The organism is Massilia sp. CT11-137 (assembly GCF_047302885.1).
In the GTDB taxonomy this organism is placed as follows: Bacteria; Pseudomonadota; Gammaproteobacteria; order Burkholderiales; family Burkholderiaceae_D; genus Telluria; species Telluria orientalis.
In genome coordinates this window covers 1,868,770-1,893,979 of record NZ_JBKYMP010000002.1, presented here as the reverse complement: position 1 = coordinate 1,893,979, position 25,210 = coordinate 1,868,770, and the positions used below count along the sequence as shown (strand labels likewise).

Annotated in this window: 22 protein-coding genes; 10 read left to right on the top strand and 12 right to left on the bottom strand. The window is 64.8% G+C overall.

Going from position 1 to position 25,210, the window contains the following annotated elements:
- Positions 1–51: 51 nt before the first annotated feature.
- Positions 52–243, top strand: a complete 192-nt coding sequence (locus ACEN98_RS25145) for a hypothetical protein (protein WP_413387600.1) — start codon at positions 52–54, stop codon at positions 241–243.
- Positions 244–246: 3 nt separating this feature from the next.
- On the opposite strand, the gene ACEN98_RS25140 is transcribed toward ACEN98_RS25145, so the two are convergent.
- The 4 genes from ACEN98_RS25140 to hemC are packed head-to-tail and all read right to left on the bottom strand — an operon-like array spanning position 247 to position 4,349.
- Positions 247–1,443 (bottom strand): heme biosynthesis protein HemY, encoded by a 1,197-nt coding sequence (locus tag ACEN98_RS25140; protein WP_413387599.1) that lies wholly within the window; start codon positions 1,441–1,443, stop codon positions 247–249.
- Positions 1,444–1,460: 17 nt separating this feature from the next.
- The gene (locus ACEN98_RS25135) at positions 1,461–2,612 is read right to left on the bottom strand and encodes a uroporphyrinogen-III C-methyltransferase (RefSeq protein WP_413387597.1); all 1,152 of its coding nucleotides are present in this window, start codon (positions 2,610–2,612) and stop codon (positions 1,461–1,463) included.
- Entirely contained in the window at positions 2,609–3,379 is a 771-nt protein-coding gene (locus ACEN98_RS25130; protein WP_413387596.1) for a uroporphyrinogen-III synthase, read from the bottom strand. Before ACEN98_RS25130 ends, ACEN98_RS25135 begins: the two co-directional genes overlap by 4 nt.
- Positions 3,372–4,349: a hydroxymethylbilane synthase gene (hemC, locus tag ACEN98_RS25125; RefSeq protein WP_413387595.1), complete on the bottom strand. Its 978-nt coding sequence runs from the start codon at positions 4,347–4,349 to the stop codon at positions 3,372–3,374. Before hemC ends, ACEN98_RS25130 begins: the two co-directional genes overlap by 8 nt.
- 77 nt (positions 4,350–4,426) lie before the next feature.
- Between hemC and ppc the strand changes: the two genes are divergently transcribed.
- A complete protein-coding gene (gene ppc, locus ACEN98_RS25120; protein WP_413387594.1) occupies positions 4,427–7,342 on the top strand; it encodes a phosphoenolpyruvate carboxylase in 2,916 nt (971 codons plus the stop codon).
- Between the two features lie 27 nt (positions 7,343–7,369).
- On the opposite strand, the gene ACEN98_RS25115 is transcribed toward ppc, so the two are convergent.
- Positions 7,370–8,281 carry a LysR substrate-binding domain-containing protein gene (locus ACEN98_RS25115; protein ID WP_413387593.1) on the bottom strand — a complete coding sequence of 304 codons (912 nt, stop codon included), beginning with the start codon at positions 8,279–8,281 and terminating at the stop codon, positions 7,370–7,372.
- 183 nt (positions 8,282–8,464) lie between these two features.
- Between ACEN98_RS25115 and ACEN98_RS25110 the strand changes: the two genes are divergently transcribed.
- Positions 8,465–9,466, top strand: a complete 1,002-nt coding sequence (locus ACEN98_RS25110) for a zinc-dependent alcohol dehydrogenase family protein (protein ID WP_413387592.1) — start codon at positions 8,465–8,467, stop codon at positions 9,464–9,466.
- 24 nt (positions 9,467–9,490) lie between these two features.
- Here the strand turns inward: ACEN98_RS25110 and ACEN98_RS25105 are convergent, their stop codons facing one another.
- On the bottom strand, positions 9,491–9,751 hold the full coding sequence (locus tag ACEN98_RS25105) for a hypothetical protein (protein ID WP_413387591.1): 261 nt from the start codon (positions 9,749–9,751) through the stop codon (positions 9,491–9,493).
- A gap of 69 nt (positions 9,752–9,820) precedes the next feature.
- On the opposite strand from ACEN98_RS25105, the gene ACEN98_RS25100 reads away from it, so the two are divergent.
- The 4 genes from ACEN98_RS25100 (at position 9,821) to ACEN98_RS25085 (ending at position 17,072) form a co-directional block, all read left to right on the top strand.
- Positions 9,821–12,646: a type VI secretion system Vgr family protein gene (locus ACEN98_RS25100; RefSeq protein WP_413387590.1), complete on the top strand. Its 2,826-nt coding sequence runs from the start codon at positions 9,821–9,823 to the stop codon at positions 12,644–12,646.
- The gene (locus ACEN98_RS25095; RefSeq protein ID WP_413387589.1) at positions 12,643–15,012 is read left to right on the top strand and encodes a DUF3274 domain-containing protein; all 2,370 of its coding nucleotides are present in this window, start codon (positions 12,643–12,645) and stop codon (positions 15,010–15,012) included. The genes ACEN98_RS25100 and ACEN98_RS25095 overlap by 4 nt, the downstream gene beginning before the upstream one ends.
- A gap of 128 nt (positions 15,013–15,140) precedes the next feature.
- A complete protein-coding gene (locus ACEN98_RS25090; RefSeq protein ID WP_413387588.1) occupies positions 15,141–16,772 on the top strand; it encodes a DUF2875 family protein in 1,632 nt (543 codons plus the stop codon).
- A 30-nt stretch (positions 16,773–16,802) separates the two neighbouring features.
- Positions 16,803–17,072: a PAAR domain-containing protein gene (locus ACEN98_RS25085; RefSeq protein WP_413338270.1), complete on the top strand. Its 270-nt coding sequence runs from the start codon at positions 16,803–16,805 to the stop codon at positions 17,070–17,072.
- Between the two features lie 18 nt (positions 17,073–17,090).
- Here ACEN98_RS25085 and ACEN98_RS25080 read toward each other — a convergent pair whose 3' ends face one another.
- The 4 genes from ACEN98_RS25080 to ACEN98_RS25065 all read right to left on the bottom strand — a co-directional run bounded on the left by ACEN98_RS25080 (position 17,091) and on the right by ACEN98_RS25065 (position 20,456).
- The gene (locus ACEN98_RS25080) at positions 17,091–17,867 is read right to left on the bottom strand and encodes a transporter (protein WP_413387587.1); all 777 of its coding nucleotides are present in this window, start codon (positions 17,865–17,867) and stop codon (positions 17,091–17,093) included.
- Positions 17,868–17,909: 42 nt separating this feature from the next.
- A complete protein-coding gene (locus tag ACEN98_RS25075) occupies positions 17,910–18,344 on the bottom strand; it encodes a hypothetical protein (protein ID WP_413387586.1) in 435 nt (144 codons plus the stop codon).
- Positions 18,345–18,355: 11 nt separating this feature from the next.
- Complete coding sequence (locus ACEN98_RS25070; RefSeq protein WP_413387585.1) at positions 18,356–19,132, bottom strand: transporter; 777 nt, start codon at positions 19,130–19,132, stop codon at positions 18,356–18,358.
- Between the two features lie 157 nt (positions 19,133–19,289).
- Entirely contained in the window at positions 19,290–20,456 is a 1,167-nt protein-coding gene (locus ACEN98_RS25065) for an MFS transporter (protein ID WP_413389084.1), read from the bottom strand.
- A gap of 99 nt (positions 20,457–20,555) precedes the next feature.
- On the opposite strand from ACEN98_RS25065, the gene ACEN98_RS25060 reads away from it, so the two are divergent.
- On the top strand, positions 20,556–21,056 hold the full coding sequence (locus tag ACEN98_RS25060; RefSeq protein WP_413389083.1) for a MarR family winged helix-turn-helix transcriptional regulator: 501 nt from the start codon (positions 20,556–20,558) through the stop codon (positions 21,054–21,056).
- Here ACEN98_RS25060 and ACEN98_RS25055 read toward each other — a convergent pair whose 3' ends face one another.
- Positions 21,057–21,218: a hypothetical protein gene (locus tag ACEN98_RS25055; RefSeq protein ID WP_413387584.1), complete on the bottom strand. Its 162-nt coding sequence runs from the start codon at positions 21,216–21,218 to the stop codon at positions 21,057–21,059.
- 104 nt (positions 21,219–21,322) lie between these two features.
- On the opposite strand from ACEN98_RS25055, the gene ACEN98_RS25050 reads away from it, so the two are divergent.
- Positions 21,323–21,649, top strand: coding sequence for a hypothetical protein (locus ACEN98_RS25050; protein WP_413387583.1), 327 nt, complete (start codon positions 21,323–21,325; stop codon positions 21,647–21,649).
- Positions 21,610–21,942 carry a hypothetical protein gene (locus ACEN98_RS25045; RefSeq protein WP_413387582.1) on the top strand — a complete coding sequence of 111 codons (333 nt, stop codon included), beginning with the start codon at positions 21,610–21,612 and terminating at the stop codon, positions 21,940–21,942. The genes ACEN98_RS25050 and ACEN98_RS25045 overlap by 40 nt, the downstream gene beginning before the upstream one ends.
- On the opposite strand, the gene rpoD is transcribed toward ACEN98_RS25045, so the two are convergent.
- Positions 21,917–24,637: an RNA polymerase sigma factor RpoD gene (gene rpoD / locus ACEN98_RS25040; RefSeq protein ID WP_413387581.1), complete on the bottom strand. Its 2,721-nt coding sequence runs from the start codon at positions 24,635–24,637 to the stop codon at positions 21,917–21,919. The two genes, ACEN98_RS25045 and rpoD, sit on opposite strands and share 26 nt — an antisense overlap.
- Positions 24,638–25,210 lie beyond the last annotated feature (573 nt).

Genomic DNA, 25,210 nt, shown 5'->3' with positions numbered 1-25,210 from the left:
GATGGTCGTCGACGGGGCAGCCGCCCGCGTCACCAACCCGAGGGGAACGATATGAACATCCAGAAACACATGGAAGCCATCTTCATCGCGACACTGGCCATCGCCGGCGCCGGATCGATCGTCATCGACCGCCTCCCGGATGCCCGGGCAACGCCGGCCGTCCCGGTCGCGAACAGCATCGGCACGCCGGGCCACATGGCCGTGATCATCGTGCGCGGCAAGCGCGACGCACACCGCGCGTGACGGTCACAGCACCGTCGCCAGCGCGCACAACCGGTAATGCCTGTCGGCCTCTTCGCGCTGGCCCAGCGCCTCGTGCAGCTGCGCCAGTTTCAGGTGGGCTTCGCGCACCATGTGCGGCTCGGTGGCGTCGGACAGCGCCTGCTCCAGGTAGCGCTGGGCCTTGCCCCACAGTTTCTGGCGCAGGCACAGGGAACCCAGCGTCAGTTCCAGTTCCGGATCGTTCGGATGGGCGCGCAGCCAGGTTTCGCAATTTTCGATCTGCGCCAGCAGCGTGGCCGAACCTTCCGGACCGGCCGCCTCGCGGTAGGCGCGCACGACGCGCTCGTCCCAGCCGGCTTTCAGGGCATCCTCGACGATGCCGCGGGCGTCGTCGTGCAGGCCGCGCGCATTCAGGGCAGCCGCGGCACGCGCCGCGATGGTCGGTTTCACCCGGTCGCCGGCGGGGACGCCGGCCCACACGCGGCGGATCGATTCGGCGTCGTGGCCGCCTTCGGACAGCAGCGCGTCGTAGGCCAATTCGCGCAGGCGCGCGGACAGCGCGGGGTGCAAGGCGTTGCGCTTGTCGAGGATGCGCACCAGACGCAGCACCTCGGGCCAGTTGCGCGCCTGCTGGTTGGCCTTCATGGCCCATTGCAGCGCGTGGATATGGCGCTGGCCGCTGGCGTTCAGTTCGGCGACGGCTTCCAGCGCGCCTTCCGGCTTGTGGTCGTCGACGAGCAGTTCCGTGACCGTCATCAGGCGCGCCGTCTTGAGGGACTGGTCGTGCACGATGCCCGCGAGCCAGGCATCGCGGCGCGCCGGTTCGCGCATGCGGTGCGCGGCGCGGGCGCCGATCAGCGCGGCGAGGCCGGCGTTCTCGGGTAGGTCGGCGGCGCGCATGGCGGCCTTCTCGGCATGGCCGAAGCGGCCTTCGAACAAGGCTTTCAACGCTTCGCGCAGACCGCGATTCGCTTCGCGTTCACGCTTGCGGTAGCGGTACTGGGCCACGCGCTCGGGCATGCCCAGCGTGGCACGCACGGCGCGGACGAGGCCGTACAGCACGAGGAACAGCAGGAACGCCAGCACGACGAACAGGTTCAGCGACAAGTCGATCCGGTGCGGCGGATAAAAAAAGACGACGTTGCCGGGATTGAAGCGCGCGGTCACGGCGATGCCGATCGCCGCAGCCATCAAGGCGACTAACCAGAGTAATAAACGCATCGTTCAGGCCCCGCGCTTCACGGCTTCGATTTGTAATTGCGCACGGCGTTCAGGCTCTCCGACAAGTCGGGCACGTCGATGGTGACGTTGTTGGCCTGCACCTGGCGCAGCAGGGCCTGCGCGGCCTGCGTCGAGCGTGCCTTCGTGTCGAAGTACTTCACGAGCTGCTGCTGTGCGGTATTGATGTCGTCGCGGAACGTGCCTTCGTTGCGCGACAGCAGCGCCAGGCGCGCGTTCAGCAGGCGCAACTTGAGGTTCTCGCGCACGAAATACGATTCGCTCGGCGACAGCATCAGCGCATCCGGATTGTCGACCGTACGCACGCGGATCAATTGCCGGATGTCGTCCCACATCTCGTGGCTCCAGTTGCGCCACGTCTCGACGGCGCGCTGGGCCAGTGTCCGCTCGGCCGGCGCCGCCGTTTTCCCGGCGGCGGGCGCGTTGACGCGCGACGGCGCGATCGGCTCGGCCGGCTTTTCGTCGGACAGCAGCGGCAGATTGTCGATCTGCGAGATGACGTTGTCGAGGCGCAGCGCCATGCCGGGCTGGTCGACGGACGGCAGCGCCTTCAGTTTCTCGATGTCACGCGCAATGGCGCGGCGGATCGTGATGAATTGCGGCTTGTCGGAGCGCGATAGGGACCGGTCGGCGTTCTGCAGCGCGATCAGCGCGCCCTGCACGTTGCCGGCCAGCTGCAGCTGCTGGCTCGCGGTGGACAGCACCTGCTCGATCTCGGACAGCGCCCATTCGTCGCGGTTCTTCGAGATGTCCTGGTACATCTGCTCGAGCGCGGCCTGCTGGCTCTGCGCCTCGGTCTGGCGGTTTTCCAGCACGCCGACCTTCACCTGCAATTCCTTGGCCGTCTCCTGGATCTCGCGCACGGTCTGCGCCGTCTCGGCGTTCGAGGCATTGTCCTTTTGCAGCGTGCGCGCGACATCCTCGCGCAGCTTGTTGAAACGGCTGTGCGTGGAATACGTCTGGAGGGCAAGCAGGATGGCCAGCGCGAGGATCGCGACGTTCTGCGGCTTCTGCAGCAACCCGCCGACGCGGCCCCCCTCGGGAACGCGGGGCTCGCCCGGGCCCATCGGCGCCGGCGTCACATAGCTTTCCGGCGGAACGACCGGACCGCCCATGTTTGGTTTTTCTGGATTGTTGGGCAATTCGTTCATGCTCGTGATTGTAACGCGGCAAGCAGCCGCTCGTCGCCCGACCCTGTGAGCGTCACAGTGGTGAAACCGAGTGCGGAGGCCGTTTCCGCGATGCGGGCATGCGGAACGATCAGGCGCTGCCGTTGCAAATTTGCCACACTTATTCCACCGTCAAGCTGCTCGACGAGACCGGCCAGCCCGCGCAGGGCTTCCGAGCTCGTGATTATCCAGTCGTTCGGGCCGGCCAGCAAGGCACGCAGCGACGCGGCCAGGTCCGGCGTCAGCACGGGAACGGCACGGCGGTAGGCGGCAACGGTCTGGACCTCGATGCCGGCCGCGCGCAACGCATCCGGCAACACTTCGCGCCCCGTCTCGCCGCGCACGACGAGCACCTTGCGGCCCGCCAGCGCGGCCAGGTCGAGTGCCTGCAGCAGGTGTTCGGAATCACTGCGGGCCGGGTCGAGCGGCACATGGACGCGGTAACCGTCGCCGGCGATGCCGTGGCGGGCCAGCGCGGCCCGGCTGCCCTCGCCCACGACGGCGAGCGCCACCTCGGCCGGCCACGCCTCGAGATGGGCGAACGCGGCGTCGACGGCGTTGGGGGACACGAACGCGACCAGCGCATACTCGCGCAGGCGGGCGAGCGCGGCGCGCAGCGGGGTGGCATCAAGCAGCGGAGAAATTTCCAGCAATGGCAAGATGAACGGTGTGCGGCCGAGCGCCGCCACCGCGCGGGCCAACGGCTCGGCCTGCTGGCGCGGACGGGTGATGACGACCGCGTCAGGCATCGCCCGCGGCGGTCGCCTTGCATTCGGCGAGGATCCCGGCGGCGTCCTGCGCGGCCAGCTTCTGCGCCACCTGCTCGCCCACGGCTTCCGGCAACGCGGCCGGGCCGCTGGCGTCCGCGAACGCGCTGCGGCGGCCGTCCGGCGTGGCGACCATGGCGCGCAGGTGCAAGGTATCGCCGTCGACGGTCGCGTGCGCCGCCAGCGGGATCTGGCAGCTGCCGCCGAACACTTGCGACACTTTGCGTTCGGCCTGCACGGCCTGCGCGGTCGCCGTGTGGTTCAGCGGCGCCAGCAGTGCGCGGACGTCGAAACCGGCGGCATTGCCGGACAGGATCTCGATCGCCATCGCGCCCTGGCCGGCGGCCGGCAGGCTGTCTTCCGGCTCGAGGTAGGCACGGATGCGGCGCGTGAGGCCCAGGCGCTTGAGGCCGGCGGCGGCGAGGATGATCGCCGCGTAGTCGCCACGGTCGAGCTTGCCCAGGCGCGTGTCGAGGTTGCCGCGCAGCGGCTTGATCACGAGCTGCGGATAGCGCGCGGCGATCAGGGCCTGGCGGCGCAGGCTGCTCGTGCCGACGATGCTGCCGGCCGGCAACGCGGCCAGGCTGTCGACATCGTTGGAGACGAAAGCGTCGCGCGGGTCTTCGCGTTCGAGGATGGCGGCCAATTCAAAGCCTTCCGGCAATTCCATCGGCACGTCCTTGAGGGAGTGCACGGCCAGGTGGGCACGGCCGTCGGCCATCGCCACTTCGAGCTCTTTCACGAACAAACCCTTGCCGCCGACCTTCGACAGCGTCTTGTCGAGAATCTGGTCGCCGCGCGTGGTCATGCCGAGAATGTCGATTTGGCACTGCGGATATAATGCTGCGAGGCGGTCGCGCACATGCGTGGCCTGCCACATGGCCAGGCGGCTTTCGCGCGATGCGATAATCAGTTGCGCGGGAACGTGCTGCGTCGTGTCGTTGGAGTTCAAAACGGTTTCTTTCACTGTCGTTGCGCCCGGATCGGGCAGCGCCGGTTAAGCCCATACCTGAGATCACAAATTCTAGCATGGGCCTACCCGCAGGCCATGGCAAACCGCCAGCGCGCCCCGCAGGACCTTTGGTAATACCGATTCGTTGTATCTGCAGTTTCAACAATTCAACCATGGTCGATATGGACAATCCCGCTGCACTCTCCCCCCAACCGCCCGGCAACGTCGACAAGGACGCGCCGCTGAAAGAAGACATCCGCCTGCTCGGCCGCCTCCTCGGCGACGTGCTGCGCGACCAGGAAGGCGAAGCCGTGTTCGACGTCGTCGAGACGATTCGCCAGACCGCCGTGCGCTTCCGTCGCGAAGACGACGAGCAAGCCGGCACCGAACTCAAGACGCTGCTGGCCAAACTGTCGCGCGAAGAGACGAACTCCGTCGTGCGCGCCTTCTCGTACTTCTCGCACCTGGCCAACATCGCGGAAGACCAGCACCACATCCGCCGCCGCCGCGCCCACCTGCTGGCCGGTTCGAAGCCGCAACCGTCCAGCGTCGCCTACGCCCTCACCCGGTTGAAGGACGCCGGCGTCGCGCAGAGTGCGGTGGAGGCTTTTCTCCGCGAAGCCCTGATCGCGCCCGTGCTGACGGCGCACCCGACCGAAGTCCAGCGCAAATCGACTCTCGACGCCGAGCACGACATCGCCCGCCTGCTGGCCGAGCGCGACCTGCCGCTGACGCCGAAGGAACGCGCGCGCAACCTGCAACTGCTGCAGGCCCGCATCGCGACGTTGTGGCAGACCCGCATGCTGCGCTACGAAAAACTGACGGTGGCGGACGAGATCGAGAACGCCCTGTCCTACTACCGGACGACATTCCTGCGCGAGCTGCCGGCCGTGTACGACGACGTCGAGGAAGAGATCGCGGCGCAGTACGGCATGGCGGCCGCCGGCCTGGACGACGCGGCCTACATGCAGATGGGCAGCTGGATCGGCGGCGACCGCGACGGCAACCCGAACGTCAACGCCGCGACGATGCAGCGCGCGCTCGTGCGCCACTCGACGACCATCTTCGATTTCTATCTCGACGAAGTGCACGCGCTGGGCGCGGAGCTGTCGCCGTCCACGCTGCTCGTGTCCGCGAGCCCCGCGCTGCTGGCGCTGGCCGATGCGTCGCCCGACCACTCCCCGCACCGCAGCGACGAGCCGTACCGCCGCGCGCTGATCGGCGTCTACGCCCGCCTCGCGTCGACGGCGCGCGAACTGGGCGCCACCAACATCCTGCGCAAGGAAGTGGGCCATGCGGACGCGTACCGCGACGCATCCGAATTCCGCGCCGAGCTGCAGGTGCTCGTCGATTCGCTGAACGAAAACCACGGCGCGATCCTCGCCGTGCCGCGCCTGAACGGCCTCGTACGCGCCGCGCGCATCTTCGGCTTCCACCTCGCCTCGCTCGACATGCGCCAGAGCTCCGACGTGCACGAGAAAGTGCTGGCCGAGCTGTTCGCGCGCGCGGGCGTGGAAAGCGATTACGCCGCGCTGTCCGAGGACGCGAAAGTCAGACTGCTGCTGGACGAACTGGCGCAGCCGCGCCTGCTGTACACGCCGTACGAAAGCTATTCGGACATCACGAATTCCGAACTGCAGATCCTGCGCACGGCGCGCGAGATCCGCAAGCGCTACGGCACGCGCGCGATCCGCAACTACATCATCTCGCACACGGAAGAAGTGTCCGACCTGCTGGAAGTCCTGCTGCTGCAAAAGGAAACGGGGCTCTTCCGCCCCAGCGAGAAGCAGAGCGACGCGATGGTGATCCCGCTGTTCGAAACCATCCCCGACCTGCAGCGCGCGGCCGAGATCATGGGCACGTGGATGGCGCTGCCGATCGTATCGGACGTGATCGAGCGCCAGGGCCGCCTGCAGGAAGTCATGCTGGGCTATTCGGACTCGAACAAGGACGGCGGCTTCCTGACGTCGAACTGGGAGCTGTACCAGGCCGAGCTGAAGCTGGTGAAGGTGTTCGCGGACGCGAACGTCAAGCTGCGCCTGTTCCACGGCCGCGGCGGCACGGTGGGCCGCGGCGGCGGTCCGAGCTACGACGCGATCCTCGCGCAGCCGCCGGGCACCGTCAACGGCCAGATCCGCCTGACGGAACAGGGCGAGATCATCTCGTCGAAGTTCAGCAATCCGGAAATCGGCCGCCGCAACCTGGAACTGCTCGTCGCCGCGACCTTGGAAGCGGGCCTGATGCCGCACGACGCGGACCGCGAACAGATCGAACGCCTGTCCCGCTTCGAGCCCGTGATGGCCGAGCTGTCGCAGCGCGCCTACAAGGCGTACCGCGACCTCGTGTACGAGACGCCGGGCTTCACGGACTACTTCTTCGCCGCCACGCCGATCGCGGAAATCGCGGAACTGAACCTCGGTTCGCGCCCGGCGTCACGCAAGTCGACGCGCCGCATCGAAGACCTGCGCGCGATCCCGTGGGGCTTCTCGTGGGGCCAGTGCCGGTTGCTGCTGCCGGGCTGGTTCGGCTTCGGCGCCGCCGTCTCCGGCTGGCTGGCGGAAGGCGACAGTGACCAGCGCCTGGCGCTGCTGCGCGAGATGGGGGAGCACTGGCCGTTCTTCGCGACGCTGCTGTCGAACATGGACATGGTGCTGGCCAAGACCGACCTCGCCATCGCGTCGCGCTACGCGGAACTGGTGCCGGACGCCGATCTGCGCGAGCGCATCTTCAAGCGCATCGCGGCCGAGTATGCGGAGACGCTGCATTGCCTCACGCTCGTCACGGGCACGAAGGAACGCCTCGTGAACAACCCGCTGCTGGCGCGCTCGATCCAGAACCGGTTTGCGTATCTCGATCCGCTCAATCACTTGCAGGTGGAGCTGATCCAGCGGCATCGCGCGCTGTCGGCCGAGGAGAAGGTCGACGAGCGGGTGCACCGCGGCATCCATCTCTCCATCAACGGCGTGGCGGCCGGGTTGCGCAACACGGGCTGACGGACCGCCCGCCCATCGTCCGGCGGTTCACCCCGAACCGCCGGGCTCCCGCCGCCTGAACGTCTCGCGCAGGAAGTCGACGAACGCCTTGACCTTCGCCGCGCGCAGGTGCTGCCGCTGGAACAGCACCGAGACGTCCGGCCCGGCGGCGGCGTAATCCGCCAGGACGGGAACGAGAACACCTCGTGCTATCTTGTCCTGCACGGACAACGACAAGACCTGGATGATGCCGCCCCCGGCCACCGCGGCCGCCACCAGCGTTTCGACGTGATCCGTGCCGAAGACACCGCGCAGCGCCAGCGGCGCGGGCTGTCCATCCCGTTCGAAGAACCACGGGCGGATGCGACGCGATTTCGGATAAACGAAGTTCAGGCAGTCGAACGTCGTGAGATCGTCGGGCGACTGCGGCGTGCCGCGTCGTGCCAGATAATCCGGCGCGGCACAGCAGACATAACGCGTCGTCGCCAGGGTTTGTGCGACGAGGTACGTATCGGGCAGGTTCCCGATCCGCACGAGGACGTCGATGCCCTCCTCGACCATGTCGACGAAGCGGTCGTTGGCCGTCATCCGGACCGTGATATCCGGATAGTCGCGGAAGAACAGCGGCAGCGCCGGCGCGACAATCAGGTCGCCAACGATGCCCGGCATGTCGACCCGCAGGACACCGCTGGGCGTCGCATTCGACTGCCGCAGCGCGCTTTCGAGTTCATCCATGTCGCCCAGCAGCCGAACCGCGTTGTCGTAGCACTGGCGCCCCTCGTCGGTGAGGGACATGCGGCGCGTCGTGCGGTGCAGCAGCTTCACCTGAAAATGGTTCTCGAGCGACGCCACCTGGTTCGTCACCGAAGACGTGGAAATCCCCAGCCGGTCGGCCGCACGGCTGAACGCTCCAGCTTCCACGACGCAACAGAAGACTTTCAATGCATCCAGGCGGTCCATGCGTCCTCGTCCCGGCATGAGTGACAGGCGGGTATTGTAACAGTGGCAATCCGATTATCCACGAATCCGAAATTCTGCATTGGCGGCCGAGCCATTTTTCCGGCTGGGCATTTTTCCTACACTGGGTTCACTGGCGCTGCGATCGAAGCTGGTGCCAACCACAACCGCCCGAAAGGAAATATCATGAGCAACCCGACCACCATGCAAGCCGTTGTCCTGGCCGCGTACAACGAACCCCTCGTGCTGCGCGACGTCGCCCGTCCGGTCGCCGGTCCCGGCCAGGTCCTGGTCCGTGTCGCGGCGAGCGGCGTGAATCCGCTCGACACCAAGATCGTGGCCGGCAAGGCCGATCACGCACGCACCGTCCTGCCGGCGATCCTCGGCATCGACATGGCCGGCGTCGTGGAAGCCGTCGGCCCCGGCGTGGAAGGCTTCCGCCCCGGCGACGAGGTCTACGGCATGACGGGCGGCATCGCGGGCGTGCAAGGATCGCTGGCGCAATACGCCGCAGTCGATGCCGACCTGCTGGCACACAAACCGCGCAATATGTCGATGCGCGAAGCCGCGGCGCTGCCCCTCGTGTTCATCACGGCCTGGGAAGGCCTGGTGGATCGCGCCAAGGTCGGCGCGGGCATGAAAGTGCTGGTCCACGGCGGCGCGGGCGGCGTCGGCCACATCGCCGTGCAGATCGCCCGCGCTTTCGGCGCCGACGTGTATGCGACCGGCTCGGCAAGCCAGCGCGAGACCATCGAAGGATACGGCGCCACCGCGATCGATTACCGCACGCGCACCGTGGACGACTACGTGGCGCAGTACACGGACGGCGCAGGCTTCGACATCGTCTTCGACACGGTCGGCGGTGCCACCCTCGACGCCTCGTTCCGCGCCGCGCGCCTGTACGGGGGCCACGTCGTCAGCGCCCTCGGCTGGGGCACCCATGCGCTGGCGCCGCTGTCCTTCCGGGCCGCGACGTACTCGGGCGTCTTCACGCTGCTGCCCCTCATCAGCGGCAAGCGTCGCGCCGCGCACGGCGCCATCATGCGCGAAGCCACCCGGCTGGTGGAAGCCGGCAAGGTCAATATTCGCATCGACCCGACCGAGTACACGCTCGCCAACGTGGCCGACGCGCATCGCGCCATCGCCGACGGCACCGCCGCCGGCAAACTGGTCGTGTCGGTGGCCTGAGCAGGGGACACGTCGCGTCCGGGATCAGCGCCGCACCGAGATCCCGAACGCGAGGCTGAGCCCCAGGCAATCCCTGTTCACCAGCCACGCCACGCCCGTGTCCACGATCGCCTGTGCCCCGTGCCCGATCTGCGGCGCGGCCACTTCCGCGAAGCCGTGCAGCCTTCCGCTGAACGCTTTCCCGACTTCGCGATGCCGCTGGCCCTGTTCGTTTTCAGCGCGGCTCTCCAGGTTGTACGGCGCGCTCTCGCGACGGTCGTCAGGTTGAGTTCGCTCAAATGTCACTCAAGCATGAGCTTGAATAATTGCAAGGTTCCCCAGCGCAACGTTTGGGGTACCCACCGTACACAGAGCGTGAACATCCTGAAAGGGGTACGACCGATGGCTGATCCCGACATCGCAAGAACGTTCGCCGAAATTCAATACGTGCTGAGAGATCGCCACCGGCCGCTTCGCCTGCTTCTTGATGGAATGATCAAGGCCGGAAGAGAGTCGCTCCTGCCGCAACGAGTAATCGGTTACGAAGCGATCTGCGGCGGATTCAAATTCCGGATGCTGTGTGTGTCCGAGAACGCGACCCTGCCCCTCAAGAACTTCATCGGCGTCCCTGCCGAACTGCAAATCGTCACCGACCGCGGCCAGCTACGCCGTATATGCGGGCTCCTCACTGAGGCTGCTTCGGGCCAAAGCGACGGCGGGCTCGCCACGTATCAAATAGTCATGAGCGATGCGCTGTCGGTGCTGGAAAACAAATTCAACACACGTGTGTTCCGAGATAAAAGCGAACTGGATATCGTGCAGATACTGGTCGCCGAATGGCAGAAAAGTATGGGGGTTTTGGGAGCATCCTTCGATTTGGCAATCGACGCCAGCCTCGCCAATCGCCGTTTGCCCAAGCGCCAGTTCATCATGCAGCATAACGAGTCAGACGCGGACTTCGTCCGTCGATTGCTGCAACGACGCGGCATCGCCTGGTTTTTTCGTCCCGGGCTGACGACGGGAGCCGGGTCATCCGAAACCGGTCGGACGCCGTCAAGGATCGGACATACCTTGGTATTGTTCGCCGACTCGAGTCAACTCGATCAAAATGCCGCTGGGTTGGTGCGATTTCATCGCGACGATGCAACTGAGCAGCGCGACACCATCACCGGCTGGAGCGCGGTACGTGCGCTCCGTTCGGGGAGTACGTCATTATTCAGCTGGGACTACCTTCAGCCCAGCAATACGATGTTCATGACAGCCCAGGTACCGGCTCAGGCCGATCAGGGCGAACAAGGCAACCAACTGGCCGCCGGACTGGACGACTACCAGGTCGCAGCCCCGCACATCGGCGACAGTCCGCGCGATCTGTCGGACCTGAACGACGCGCAAATGGCTTACCACGAGTACGCCGCCAAATGGTTCAAAGGCGAAGGCAGCGTACGCGACCTGGCCGTCGGCGAGTGGTTCGGCCTGAAAGGCCATCCAGAAATCGACACCCATCCCGACAGCGAGCGGCAGTTCGTCGTCACATCCCAGCATATCGCTGCGGAGAACAACCTACCGGTGGACATTGGCGCACGTGTGGAGCGGCTCTTCGAACGCAGCGGCTGGGCCCGCGACACCACTGCGCAGCAGCGGACCGACGAAAACCGGACGCTGCGCTACAAGACAAGCTTCACGTGTGTTCGTAGAAGCATCCGCATCGTTCCACCTCGCCCCGTTCTTCCGCGCCCGCAGCTGCAGTCGGCAATCGTCGTCGGCCCCGAGAACGAAGTTGTGTGGTGCGACTCACTGGGCCGTGTCAAAGTCCGCTTTCTGGCCACGCGCCGGGAAGAGCATGCCCATGCGGCGGGTGCCGGCAGTTCCGATTCCGATCGCGACTCGGCCTGGGTCCGTGTCTCGTCCAGTTGGGCCGGCAATGGTCTCGGGGCTCGCCTCCTGCCCCCTGTCGGCACCGAAGTGCTGATTGAATTTGCAGGCGGCGATCCCGACAAGCCAGTCATCATCGGCCAAATGTACAACGGCGATTCACCTCCGCCCATGTTCGTCGGAGAGGACGCGTTGCCCGATACACGCTATCAGTCCGGCCTGCGCAGCCGGGAGATACGTGGCCGGCGCGGTAACCAGGTTCGGCTCGACGATACGACCGGCCAGATCAGTGCGCAGCTGGCCAGCGACCATGGCAAAACGGAGCTGAACCTTGGTTATCTCACTGAGCCGCGCCGAGAGAACGGTGCGCGGCCGCGCGGTGACGGCGCGGAATTACGCACCAACGAAGCGATTGCCCTGCGCGCGGCACGCGGTATCTTGCTGAGTGCCTGGAAACTGCTCGACGGCTCTGACAGCAAGGGTGCCCAGCTCGCACGCAACGAATACCTCGACCTGCTGCGCGAATGCGGTGAACTGTGCACTTCACTCGGCAACTACGCCGCAGAGCACAACGGCCTGGCGATCGATGCCAAGGAACAGGATGCACTGCGCGCGCGATTCAAGAATTGGGAGGACGGAAGCAACACCGCGCCCGAAGCCGCCGAGCCAAGAGAGCCCGTCATCGCGGTGACCTCACCAGCCGGCATCGGCTTCGCGAGCTCGAAGGCTATCGTCAGTTACTCGGCCACCAATGTCGACACAACCGCCCTGCAGCACCTGCAACTCACGGCGGGCCAACGCTTTGCAGTCAATGCCGGCAACGGCATCTCGCTCTTTGCCCGCGGCGCCGGACTCAGTGCGATCGCCCACGTCGGCAAACTGCTTGTGCAAAGCCAGCATGACGACATCGCTGTCAACTCGGCCAAGGACGTTCAGGTGACGGCCAGCGAAGGCGCGATCACGGTATCGGCCAAGACCATCCTCTTGGTCGCACAAGATGGATCATTCCTCAAGCTCGGGGATGGATCCCCGGTCCTCGGGAGCAAGGAGGCCCTCAAGTTCCACGGGCCCGATTTCATTTGGGATGGGCCGGAGACGATGACCGCGCAGTTCCCCACGTTCAAGAAGGACGGGACGGATCTCAAGTTCGAACCTCGACTCTACCCGCACCTCGACGGCGGCGTGCCGGCGGCCGGCTTGGCTTACGAGATCGAATCGGCGGCCGGCGGCGGCGCGGGTAGCACTGACGCTCAAGGGACCACCACGATCTTGAAGCACGACCAGATGCACGTTGCAAGCATTGATCTCAAGGAGGGAGGCCAGCCATGACTGACGCAAAGAGCGCTTCGCTTTACAAGAAACTGCCATTCAGCCGGGGGAAGGGAGAAGGCGTAACGTTACCGGGGCAAGGCAATAAGAAAATCGTCGGCGTCAGACACAATTTGCCCGGTTCGATCATTCTCGTGCATGGCGTGAACGATGTAGGGGTCAGTTACGACGCGGTGGAATCGGGTTTGTGCGAAGGGCTGGCGGAACGGCTGTGCGGCGAGCTGACGCCGGGTACATATCGAATGCCGCAAGCCGCCGACCGCGACAAACTGGAAGAAGACCCCGATGCCGTGTTCTACAAGCGCAAAATAGACGACGATACGCACAGCCCGATCATCCCTTTTTATTGGGGGTTTCGTGAGGAGTCCGCTTACGTCAACGACTGGAGGAAAACGCCACACGGTCAAGCAACGGACCGCTACGGGAACCGGTTAGATAGGGACTATTCGAAGGAAGGCGGGCCGTTCGCCAACGCGACATCGTCGCTCGCAGAGATGTGGAACCGCGGAAAGACCGATGCGTACAGCGTTCTGGATCGAGCATCGCACGATGCGACGCACCCCATCCTGAAAAATCCGGGCCGGCTTTACATGATCTTGGCGGCACGTCGGTTGGCGGCACTTATTTCGATGATCCGCGATTACGATGAGAACGAGACAGTGTCTATCGTCGCTCACAGCCAGGGATGCTTGCTCAGCCTGCTGGCGCAGGCGTTTCTGCTCGACCCAAAAATGCAGAACGAACAGCCAGGCGCGCGTCCTGCCGATACACTCATCCTGTGCAACCCACCCTACAGTTTGATCGATGAATTGCCGACGTCAGCAGCGCTTGTCAACGGCTATTCCGGCGAGGATGTGCAGATGACCGCAAACGGCGATCGCTACAAGTACATTACTGGCGGACAGACATTGCGGGCCCGTCTCATGACGCTGGCAAACATCGTGAACGGTGTGCACACCAAAAAGCATCAAACGCCGAAGATAGCGGAATTGGCCGATACAAAAAAACATGTTGGTGCGGTCGGCCCAAAGTGGGACGCGGCTAAGGACCGCGATAACCGCGGCAAGGTTTATTTATATTTTTCGCCTGAGGACATGACAGTCGCGTTTGCCGGTGTCGAAGGAATCGGCTGGCAGGGGGTGCCTGATTTCCTGCGGGGCCACCGTCTCCAAAATCGTGAGATTCCCTCACGTCCCGGGTTCAAGGATGCCTTAACACGGCAAGGCAATACAATAGGGGTAGCGACTCCCACAACTTACAGACCTCTTGCAGAATTAGGCGCTGGCTTTTTCCAGCGCGTTTTCACGCTGAAACGCCGGCCGGATTTTCGGAGCGGAAACTTCGTTATGGTCGGGCAGCCACCCCACGACTTTGCGTTGCGGGTTCCAGGCGAGGACGACCAAGGCCACACGGCCGCCAGTGACTCGTGGATGAGTAATCACTCCCTGCGCGAGCATTTGCCGACGGCAGGAGGTGCCCCTAGCGACGTGTCTCCCGAAGAGCGCGGCCGATTTGGTCTGCGCCGCATCACCGGCGAGGCCCTGCCGAAGCCGGTGGTGGCGAGCATGGGCGAAGGCGCGCTCCCTGACGAGAAATACCGCTATGGAGCGAGAGAAAACGTAGACCAAATTGACGCCGCGATCTCCGTGACCAGCAGATACGGCATCGACGGCCATCATTGGGAATGCATTGTTGATTCGTTCGGCATCGCCATGAATTTGCGCGGCTACCAACCGATCACAAGCCCGCGCCCAGACCTTCATGGCGCTAGAGTCGCCAAGCTGAACGAGCGATGCCGGGTGCTGACGGAAAAGCTAAACCACGAAAAGAAAGTCGAGGACAGGTGCGAGGTCAAGAGCGTCTACGTGTGCCTTGACGTCGGCTTTGAGCGTCCGCTCAATCCGTCCAAGCTGTTAATCGAGAGAACCGAAACGCCGAACGAGGCAAGATTGCGCTGGCAAAAGGCGAGCACGTCACGCTCGTTCCACAGCGCAATCTATGGCGGTCGCAAGAATCATAGTCAGGTGACCGCGTACGACGTAGCGATTGGGGGAGGCAAGGCACCGACGCATCCGCTGTTTTACAAGTACTTGTGCGCGGTAGCCGACTGGAGACTGAAAAAGCCACGCCCCCCCGAAAAGCCACGATCCGGAATTCTCGAATGGAAGGATTTTTTAGAACAGTTCGCAGACTACTGGGCAGACGAGCGTTCCTGGAGAAAAGAGCTGATCGAAGGTAACCAAATTTATTACTCAACCGGCAAATTGCCTACCAGCCTGCCACTCCCACCAGATGGGCTCCCGCAGTGCCTTGTCGTGGAATCGATGGATGGAACGATTGGGAAGGCTGAACGGGTAACGTCATGATCACATCAGCTATCAAACTGATCCGACAGCAGAACGAATATTGTCCAATACAGCCGTCCGTCTGATGTCTGCATCTCTCTTACGTCTTTAGTGCCTTCAATTGCGGCTCCAAGCAAACGGAGAAAATTATGAGTAAACCGTGGTGGCTTCTGGCAGTTTCATTAGGAATTGGACTCATACTCGGTGGGCGCTGGGTTCTGGTGGCACGCGAAGCGAACGCCCGGCAGCTCCAAGCGGTGGCTGCGGATGCACGGGCACGTGAACAGGCGGCAGCAGCCCATACGGAGCAAGGTCGGCGTGAATACGTTTTGGAGGTGATCAATCTGGGGGTCACCCTGGACAAGTACCGGCAGGGCAAACTTTGGGAGGCACTGCAATCCGGTAACCCGTACACGACGCTCCGCGAGCAAGACCCAAGAAAATATCCATGGACGATGTTTGACAAGCTTGGGCAGAGCGGCGGGCGAACTGGCGCCACGCTCGAAAATGGCGCCGGTTATACCGTCACGGAATGGGGCACGCCCGTGTTTAATGCCAGGCCGCCCGACAGGAGCAAGTATGCGGGAAACCCGCTTATGCCCGACATTGGAGTCGCCGCGTCGACGGAATCATCCGGGATGGCTACCAGCCTGTTCGTAGCCGGCGCGACACGGCTTGCCGAGCGGCCCGACCATATTCTCGACGACGTTTTCGATTTCTTCGACGCCAATCCTGACATACCGTACGTAGTATTGAACTCCGATGACGGCATGGATGTTCGTGACAGCTTTCGACCACTCGGCTCGCCACGACTCGTCAAGGATGGCTACTACGTCCCCGAAATGCCCGACTCGTCGGCTCTCTTCATCCTGGCCCGCCGCGAGCGCGTCGATCCAATCCGTCCTTTTGCGTACGAGGATATCGACGATTATCGGACGCCAATGGAGGTACTCAATCACGATGGGGTCGCGAGGCGTCTATTTTTGGGCTATCTCGATTTACAAAAATTGGTGCCGCGGGTCAACGACCCCAATTTTGCGGATAGCCGAACAGTGACCGCTGCCGAATGGCTCGAATACGCCGCCAAATTCAGCAAGCGCCCGGACATCCGCGGCACCGGCCAGATCAGCCTCCTGGACCGCGAGTTCAACGCGAAGCACCGCCCACCACTCGACTGGAAACCAACGCCGTGGTTCCCGATCCCGTGGAGCAAACTACAGCTCAATCAATTCGACAGCATGGCAACGCTCGGCTTCATCCACCGACCAGTTTTCGTCAAGACCACGGACGAACACGGCAAACCGCTCCCCCGGCGCGACGCGCGGCAAAAAGCATTAGTGGAAGGCCTGCAGGAAGCACTGCGCACGCTCCCCGAGACCGAGCGCGCCAAGGGCCCGGCGCGCGTGATCGCAGCCACGAACAATCAAACCGAGCAACTGGTCGCCCTCGAAGGCATGCTGCATCAATATGCCGCGCAAGGCGGTCCCGAAGTCGACAGCGGCAAACTGGACCAGTTCATCAACATCGACCGCCGCCTCGGCAATACCGGCGCCGCCACCTTGTTCATGCAGATGGCGATTGGCGTAATGGGCAGCTACCGTGCCGGCGGCCCGAGCCTCGCCGTCAACTTGCGGGATCCGCATGAGGCTACCTTCATTTTCATCAGCCCGCCTCCCGAAGAAAAACGTAAGGCGCAGCAAGAATCACGCGGTGACGTATTCCGGAGCATCAGATCGATGACGCCCCCTGCTGAGAGCGAGGCCGCGACGGCCGTCAAATAGATATCCTCACATTCGAGCAAGGATACCGGCATGAAAAACGTCATCAGACTGGGCGACGCTACGACCCACGGCGGCAAAGTGATCAGCGCCAGCGCGTCGCATTTCAAAGTTCACGGGATTCCAGTAGCCTGCGTGGGCGACACGTGCAGCTGTCCCATCCCTGGCCACTCAGGCTGCACGATCACCAGCGGTTCTCCGCACCACACAATCAGCGGCAAGCACATCGCTTTCGATGGCGACAGTCTGAGTTGTGGAGCGAAGCTGATCTCAAGCTTTCAGCATTTCAGCACAAAGATATAGCGTAAGTCGCCTACGACGTTAGCGTCTGACGGACACGCCAAACGCCAGGCTCAGCCCCGGCGTCTGGCGATTCACCCCATGCACGACCATCGCGTCGATCTGGCAATCCCTGTTCACCAGCCACGCCACGCCCGTGTCCATGATCGCCTGCGTCCCGTGCCCGATCTGCGGCGCGGCCACTTCCGCGAAACCGTGCAGCCGCTCGCTGAACGCCTTCCCCACCGACGCCGCGAACACGCCGTACGTAACGCCGCTATCGCGCGCCATGCCCGGCATCACGCCCAGCGACCAGTCGTGCCCGAGATCCCACTCCACCGGCAGCTCGACCGCGGGCCGGAACCCGCTGCCGCGCAGCGCCGCACTGCCCGTGGGCAGCGCCACCTCGGCGATCATCCCGACGGATGGCCGCATGCCGTCCTGGTCGGCGACGTGCCACTTCACACCGGCGGACAGATCGGCCCAGCCCGCACTGACCGTGTGCGCGCCGGACGCGGGGTCGCTCGCGTGCTCGATCGTGCGCCCGTCCGTCTCCACGCGCAGTTCGAACGCGTCGGCCACGCCGATGCGCAGCAGGGTCGGCGTCGTGAGCGTGCGCACGTGCGCGTCAAGGTCGCGCTGGCGGTCCCATTGCACGCCCGTCTCGAGCTGGACGCGGTGGCTGCCCACCACCTGGCTCGAGTTGGCGATGTTGGGACGGTCGGGGTTGATGGTGTCGTCGTCCGCATGGGCGGCCGGGACGGACAGGACGCCTGCCAGCAGGCAGGCCAGGGAAGCGGAGCGGATCGAAGTTTGCATACCGACAGTATGCCAAGACCGGGCCGGCGCGGCCCAACCTGTCTACATCGTAATCATTGCAGGGCCAGGCGCGCGGCCCCGACTGGCGGCAGCGGCGCGCGCGGCGGCCGGATCGGACAACGCCAGGATGCCGCCGACGCTGTGCAGGTAAGCGTCAACGTCCGGCTTCACCTTGTCGACGGCCGCGCGGATCGCAGGATCCTTCACCTGCCTGTCGAGGTTCGCCATCATCTCGTGGAACTGGGCCGTGTGTTCGGCGGCATCGCGTGCGGCCGAGTCGGCATCGCCCGCCAGCAGCGCGGCCAGCACGGCGGCGCGGAGGGCGTCATGCGCCTGGTCGGCCTGCATCTGGTGGCGGATGGCGCTGCCGTTGCCGGTGATGGCGTCCACGGCGCCGTCGAGCTGTCCGACGGCCAGTTCGCCGATGCCGCCGACCATCACGACGAAGGCGATGGCGGTGACGTTCCAGGCCAGCATGGGATACTCCTTCAGCGGCGCACCGACAGGCCCAGGCCGATGCCCAGGTCCGGCGTGCGGCGGTTCAGGCCGCGGCTCACCGCGGCGTCCAGTTGGATGTCGTTCGTGACCAGCCAGGTCACGCCGGCGTCGAAGACCGCCTGCGTACCGCCGCGGTTGGCGCGGGCGATCCGCGGCGCGGCCAGTTCGACGAAGCCGTGCAGGCGTTCCGTGATGTCGCGGCCGACCGTGGCGGCGAGGATGCCGTAGCCGCGGCGGGCGCCACGCTCGTCGTTGTCGGTCCCGACGCCGGGCATGATGCCGATTTCGACGCCATTCGCCAGCTCCCACTCGGCGGCGACACGCAGCGACGGGCGCACGCCGGCGCCCCGCAACGCCTTGCTGCCGCTGGGCAGGTCCGCGTGCAGCAGCCAGCCCAGCGACGGGGTGGCGCCATCCTGGCCGGCCGTGTGCCATTTGATGCCGACGGACGTGTCGGCGTAACCGGTCATCGTCGCGCCGCCCGCGTGCTCGATGGTGCGGCCGTCCGTTTCGAAGCGCAGTTCCATCGTCTCGCCGAGGCCGATGCGCAGCAGGGTCGGCATGGTCAGCGTGTGTACCGTGGCGCCGCCGGCGCGGTCGCGCTCCCACTGCAGGCTCGTTTCCAGCTGCAGGCGGCCTTTGCCGACGACCTGGCTCGATTCGACGACGTCGGGACGGTCGGAGGTCATCGTGTCGTCAGCGCCGGCCGATGCGGCGAGCGGCAGGCCGCAGACGGCGGCTAACAAAAGGGAAGAAAAGCGATCCATGCGGATATTCGGAACAGTCGATGTGCCCAGTATCCGCAAGCTGGCTCAGCAATACCAGACGGATTGTGAATTTCTCGATAGAACCATTTTTCGTTTGATAACTTGTGTCGGGGCGGCACAACACAGCTTGCCGGACCGCCATGTCGAACGCCGTGCATCAGCCCTGGAAAGAAATGCGATGACCAGGGCGCAACGGAATGGCGATGAGCGCCAGCACGAGGCACAGCGCGGCCATCAACCACCATGCGGGTGCGAGATTCGAGAGATGCTCGCGCAGCAGTCCGGCAACGAGCGGCAGGATCGCCGCCAGCAGATAGCCGCCGCCCTGGACGAAACCCACGATGGCACCGGCATCCGCCGGGTTATCGCCATGGTCCATCGCGACGATGAGCGACAGGGGGAACAGGGCACCGATGCCGAACCCGGCCAGCAGTGCCGCCGGCCATGCGAGCGCGGCCGGGGCGACGGACAAGCCGAGCATCCCCGCGAGGAGCGCGCCGATCGCCAGGAGCAGCACCACGCGCCGGTCGGGCGTCCGGCCGACCACGGCGGACACGGCGATCCCTGCCGCCACTTCCGCGCAGGTCAGGGCGCCAAGCAACGCCCCCGCCGCTTCCGGCGACCAGCCGAGCTGGGTGTAAAACGGCGGCAACCACGCCAGTACCAGGGTATAGGCGCCGGTGCCCAGGCCGAAAAAACCCAGCAGGAGCCAGCCGCGCGGCTTCCGGTGGACCGGGCGCCGTGCCGTGGGCACAGGAAGTACGTCGGGTCGCGACGTGGCCAGGCACCAGGCCGCCAGTCCCACCAGGGCGGGAAACACCCATACGCCCAGGGCTGCGGTCCAGTCCATGCCTTGCGCCAGCCATGGACTGGCTGCGCTGGAGATCATCGCCCCGCCCATGATTGCCGTCGAATAAATCCCCATCACCGTTGCCGTGTGCCCTCCCGCGCGGTGCCGGATCACCATCGGCATCAAAGCCTGGACCAGCGCGATACCGATGCCGCCTGCGATCGCCGTCGCGAGTAACGCCGTGGGGCCGCTCCACACCCAGCGTCCAAGGCAGGCCAGCACGACGAGCAGCACGCCGGACGCGATGCCCCGGCGCGCGCCGAATACGGCTTGCAGACGGGACGCGCCCAGCATGCACACGCCCATCAATGCGACCGGAAGCGTGGTCAGCAGGCTGGCCCCGGTATCGCCCAGCCCCGTCTCGCGCTGGATCACGTCGAGCAGGGGTCCGATCGTCGCCATCGTGGGACGAAGATTGATTCCAACGAGCACTACCGCTGCCGGAAATGCAAATGCGCCGCGTGGTTTTACCATGATGAATTCCTGGAAGCGTTCGGCGCTTGGCTGCGCCATCGGCATTCCATATAATTTGATGTGAAGATATTTTATCTCTACATCAAGATACTTGCAAACATGGACAGAGCGCAGAAAGCAGCGGAACAATGGGCGCGCGAACGCCCGGATCTCGACGTGGGACCCATGATCCTGTTGGGACGACTGGGCGAAGCGGGCGTGGTGATCATGCGCGACCACCTCAATCCGCTATTCGCGCGCTTCGGCTTGCAGCCGGGCGAATTCGACGTGCTGGCAACGCTGAGGCGCAGCGGACCGCCCTTTGCGCTGACGCCGACCGACCTCTACGAAGCGGCCATGATCTCGTCGGGCAGCATGACGAACCGCATCGATCGGCTGGAAAAGGCCGGGCTCGTGCAACGGCAGCCCAATCCAAGGGATGGCCGGGGCACCCTGGTGGCGCTCTCCGCCGCGGGACTTGCCCTCATCGACGAGGCTGTTGCCGAGCATGTCGCCAACCAGCAGGCGATCGTCAGCGGGTTGACGGACAAGGAGCAGGCGCAACTTTCAACGCTCCTGGCCAAGCTCCTCGCCTCGACCAGCGGCAAGGCGCCAGGCTGATCACGTCGCGGCTTCGGCACGCAACGACGCCAGCACGGCGGGCCGCGCGCCAATCCGCCCCACATAGGCCTGCAACGCGGGCCAGTGGCCGAGATCGATGGCAAAGAACCTGCACCAGCCCAGCACGGTAAACAGGTATCGGGGGGCGTAGTACAGCTTCATGGAGCTACTCGGAACGTTGGACACAGTCGAGCAGCATCCTCGTGGCCCATTAGTCCGTTAAATTAACGCTTGATTTTCCACGTATTGCTGAGCTACTGATTCCCATGATGAACCTCTTGCATTGGCGCCTGCTGGTCGCCATGGCCGATGCCAGCCAGGCCATCGCGCAACTGGAAGCGTCGCTGGGATTCAAGGTGTTCACGCGCGAGCGGCGGCACATCGGCATCACGGCGCTGGGCGAGCAGGTCGTGGAGCAGGCCCGTGCACTGGTGGCACTGGTAGGCACGAACGAGGAAGTGGAAGCGTGGCTGGCCGCCGGCACGGTGGAGTTGCGCGTGGTGCTGAATCCCGCCCCGGGACGGGCGGCTGCGCCATGCACGGCCGGAGTCTCGTGGAACAGGCGGGCCTGCGCCTGCCCGACATCCGCGTGACCGTGCGCGACTGGGCCAGCGCCTGCATGCTGGTGCGCGAAGGCATGGGCGTCGCCCTCGTGCCCGAATCGACGTTGCCTGAAGACCGGCGCGGCCTACGCGTCATGCAGCTGACGCGCCTGTTCACCGCGAATTCGGCCTGGTCTGCTCCGAGACCGGGAAGGCGTCCCGCCCGGTGCAGGCTTTCCTCACAGGACTTCTGCCCGCGCAATGAAAAAGCCGCGCGGCCCGGACGGGCGGCGCGGCTGTTCGAGACTCGCGTAACGCTTACTGGTTCTGCAGGAACGTCTTGAGCTTGTCCGAGCGCGACGGCTGGCGCAGCTTGCTCATCGCCTTCGCTTCGATCTGGCGGATACGCTCGCGGGTCACGTCGAACTGCTTGCCCACTTCTTCCAGCGTGTGGTCGTTCGACATCTCGACGCCGTAGCGCATGCGCAGCACCTTCGCTTCGCGCGGGGTCAGCGAGTCCAGCACTTCCTTGATCACGTTGCGCATCGACGCGTGCATCGCGGCGTCCAGCGGCGCCAGGGTCGCGTTGTCTTCGATGAAGTCGCCCAGCTGCGAATCGCCGTCCTCGCCCATCGGGGTTTCCATCGAGATCGGCTCCTTCGCGATCTTCATGATCTCGCGGACCTTCGATTCCGGCATCTCCATCTTCGTCGCCAGCGTGGCCATGTCCGGCTCGGTGCCCGTTTCCTGCATGATCTGGCGCGAGATGCGGTTCATCTTGTTGATCGTCTCGATCATGTGCACCGGCACGCGGATCGTGCGGGCCATGTCGGCGATCGAACGCGTGATCGCCTGGCGGATCCACCACGTCGCGTACGTCGAGAATTTATAGCCGCGACGGTACTCGAACTTGTCGACTGCCTTCAGCAGGCCGATGTTGCCTTCCTGGATCAGGTCGAGGAACTGCAGGCCGCGGTTGATGTACTTCTTCGCGATCGAGATCACGAGACGCAGGTTGGCCACGGTCATTTCGCGCTTTGCCGTGCGGGCGCGCTTTTCGCCGGCCGCCATCTGGCGGTTGATGGTGCGCAGGTCCGCCAGCGGCAGCGCCACGCGCGCCTGCAAGTCGATCATGCGCTGCTGCAGTTCCAGGATCGCCGGGGCGTTGCGCTTCAACACGGCGCTGTACGGATACGCGCAATCGACTTCGCGCTGCACCCATTCCAGGTCCGTCTCGTTGCCCGGGAAGACCTTGATGAAGTGGGCGCGCGGCATGCCGCAGCGGTTCACGCAGATGTCCAGCACGGCGCGTTCGATCGAGCGCACCTCGTCCATCTGGTGGCGCAGCGTGTCGCACAGCTTTTCCACGACTTTCGCCGTGAAGCGGATGCCCAGCAGTTCCGACGAGATCACTTCCTGCGCGGCGGTGTAGGCCGGCGAGCCATAGCCCTGCGTCTTGAACGCGTGACCCATCTTGTCGAACTGCTTCTCGATGAGGGAGAACTTCTCCAGCGCGCCCTTCTTCAGCGCGGCCAGCTGTTCGGCCGAGTAGCCCGCCGCGGCGCTGCCGCCGGCACCGCCGTCGTCTTCCTCTTCCTCGACGTCGTCGTCTTCCTCGTCCTCGTCCTCGTCGCTCGCGCCGGTCACCGGCGCGGTGGCGGGGGCGCCTTCGTTGTGGTCGATCAGGCCGTCCACGACGTCATCGATCTTCAGCTCGTCCTTGGCGATCTTGTGCGACAGCGCGATGATCTCGGAAATCGTCACCGGGCACGCGGAGATCGCCTGCACCATGTCCTTCAGGCCATCCTCGATGCGCTTGGCGATGGCGATCTCGCCTTCGCGCGTCAGCAGCGACACGGCGCCCATCTCGCGCATGTACATGCGGACCGGATCGGTCGTGCGGCCGAAGTCGGAGTCGACGGTCGACAACGCGGTCGCGGCGGCCGCTTCCACTTCGTCTTCGGAGGTCGGCGTGACGACGGCGTCCGACAGCAGCATCATTTCCGCTTCCGGCGCGCGCTCGTAGACGGCGATGCCCATGTCGTTGAACGTCGCGATGATGCCTTCGATCGCTTCCGGATCGATGATGTTTTCCGGCAGCTGGTCGTTGATTTCCGCGTGGGTCAGGTAGCCGCGCTCCTTGCCCATGTTGATCAGGTTCTTCAGCTGCTGGCGGCGCTTTTCCAGTTCCTCGGCCGAAAAGCCTTCCGCGGCGCCGAACAGGTTGGCACTGCCCTTGGCCTTGCGCTCACGCAGTTTCGACGCGGCCTTCAGCTCGGCGCGCTCGACGGCGTTCAGCGCCGCGATCTCGTCGTTCTCCGGCACGAATTCGCTCGGCTTGCGGCCGCGGCGGCCCGGCACCTTCACTTGCGGCAGCAGGTAGCCGGACGTGTCGATCGCGGCCAGCGCGGCGGCGTCCGTCGTCGTGCTGACGGTGCCGGTCGGCTGCGCGGACGTCGTCGCGGCGGACGGCTCGATGCGGCGCGCCGTGCGGGTGCGCACGACGCGGGCGGCCGGCTCGGCGGCGGGCGCGGCCACGGCCGGCGCCTGCGGCGCGGCGGCGACCGGTTCCGGAACGGCTGCGGCGGCAGGCGCGGTGTCGGCTTTCAGCGCGGCCAGGCGCGAGATGCGCTTCTTGACGATCACCGGCGGCGCGGCGGGCGCGGTCGGCGCCGGGATCACGTCGTCCGTCTCATCGAAGGCCACGGCGGCGACGGGCGCGACGACGGGCTCGGCAGCCTCTGCGACAGGCTCGGCAACGTCTTCCGATGCCTGCACGTCGGCAGCGACGGCCTCGGCCTGCGCTTCGTCCGCGGCGGCGGCGTCGTCGAACTGTTCCGGTTGCAGACGCGGCGCTTCCTCGGCCTGCACTGCCTTCAGCGACGCCAGGCGCGAACGCGTCTTCACCACCGTCACCTTGGCTGCCGCTTCCGTTTCGAGGAAATACGAGGTCGCGGTCTTCGGCACCGACAGCTGGGCCGTGCTCTTGGCCGGCGCTTTCTTCGCTGTCAGTGTCAGGGTCTTGGCGGTGTTTTTCATAGTCTTTCTCCAGTCGAGGCGTGGCGCGGTGCCTGCGAAGTCAATAACCCACCTGGTCCGCTTGGCGGTCCTTGTGGGCGGGGATGAGGGGAAGGCCCTAGCTAGGGGCGGAAAGCCCGATATCAAGCACTCCTGCCGCTGCCCGGCGGGCGCCCCGGGCAGCCGGGATGGGCTGCGGCGCGCGTGCACAGTGGGTTCAAGCGGAACGGAACGTGGTCGAAATCGCGGGTTAACATGTCGGAACGAAAAAAAGCCCGTCAGACAACGGGCTTGAATCTATTTTCCAGAGAAGAAATAGAGGAGACGGAGGCATTATGCCTTAAGGAAATTTTTAGCGATAATTGAAATATCCGATATGGGATATCACTCAGACGCATATTTCCTTTTCCTCTTCCTGACCCTGGCTGCGTCGGCGCAAACCGTGCGCAAGGAAAGGGGCGGATCATACACGATTTCTTGCCCGCGCGCCGCTGTACATGCGTGAAATCGCAGTCGTCGACTCAATAAAACGATACGTTACATGGCTGAGCGGCACGCGCGCGGCGCGGCCATGCTATCCTTCCGCTTCCCGTT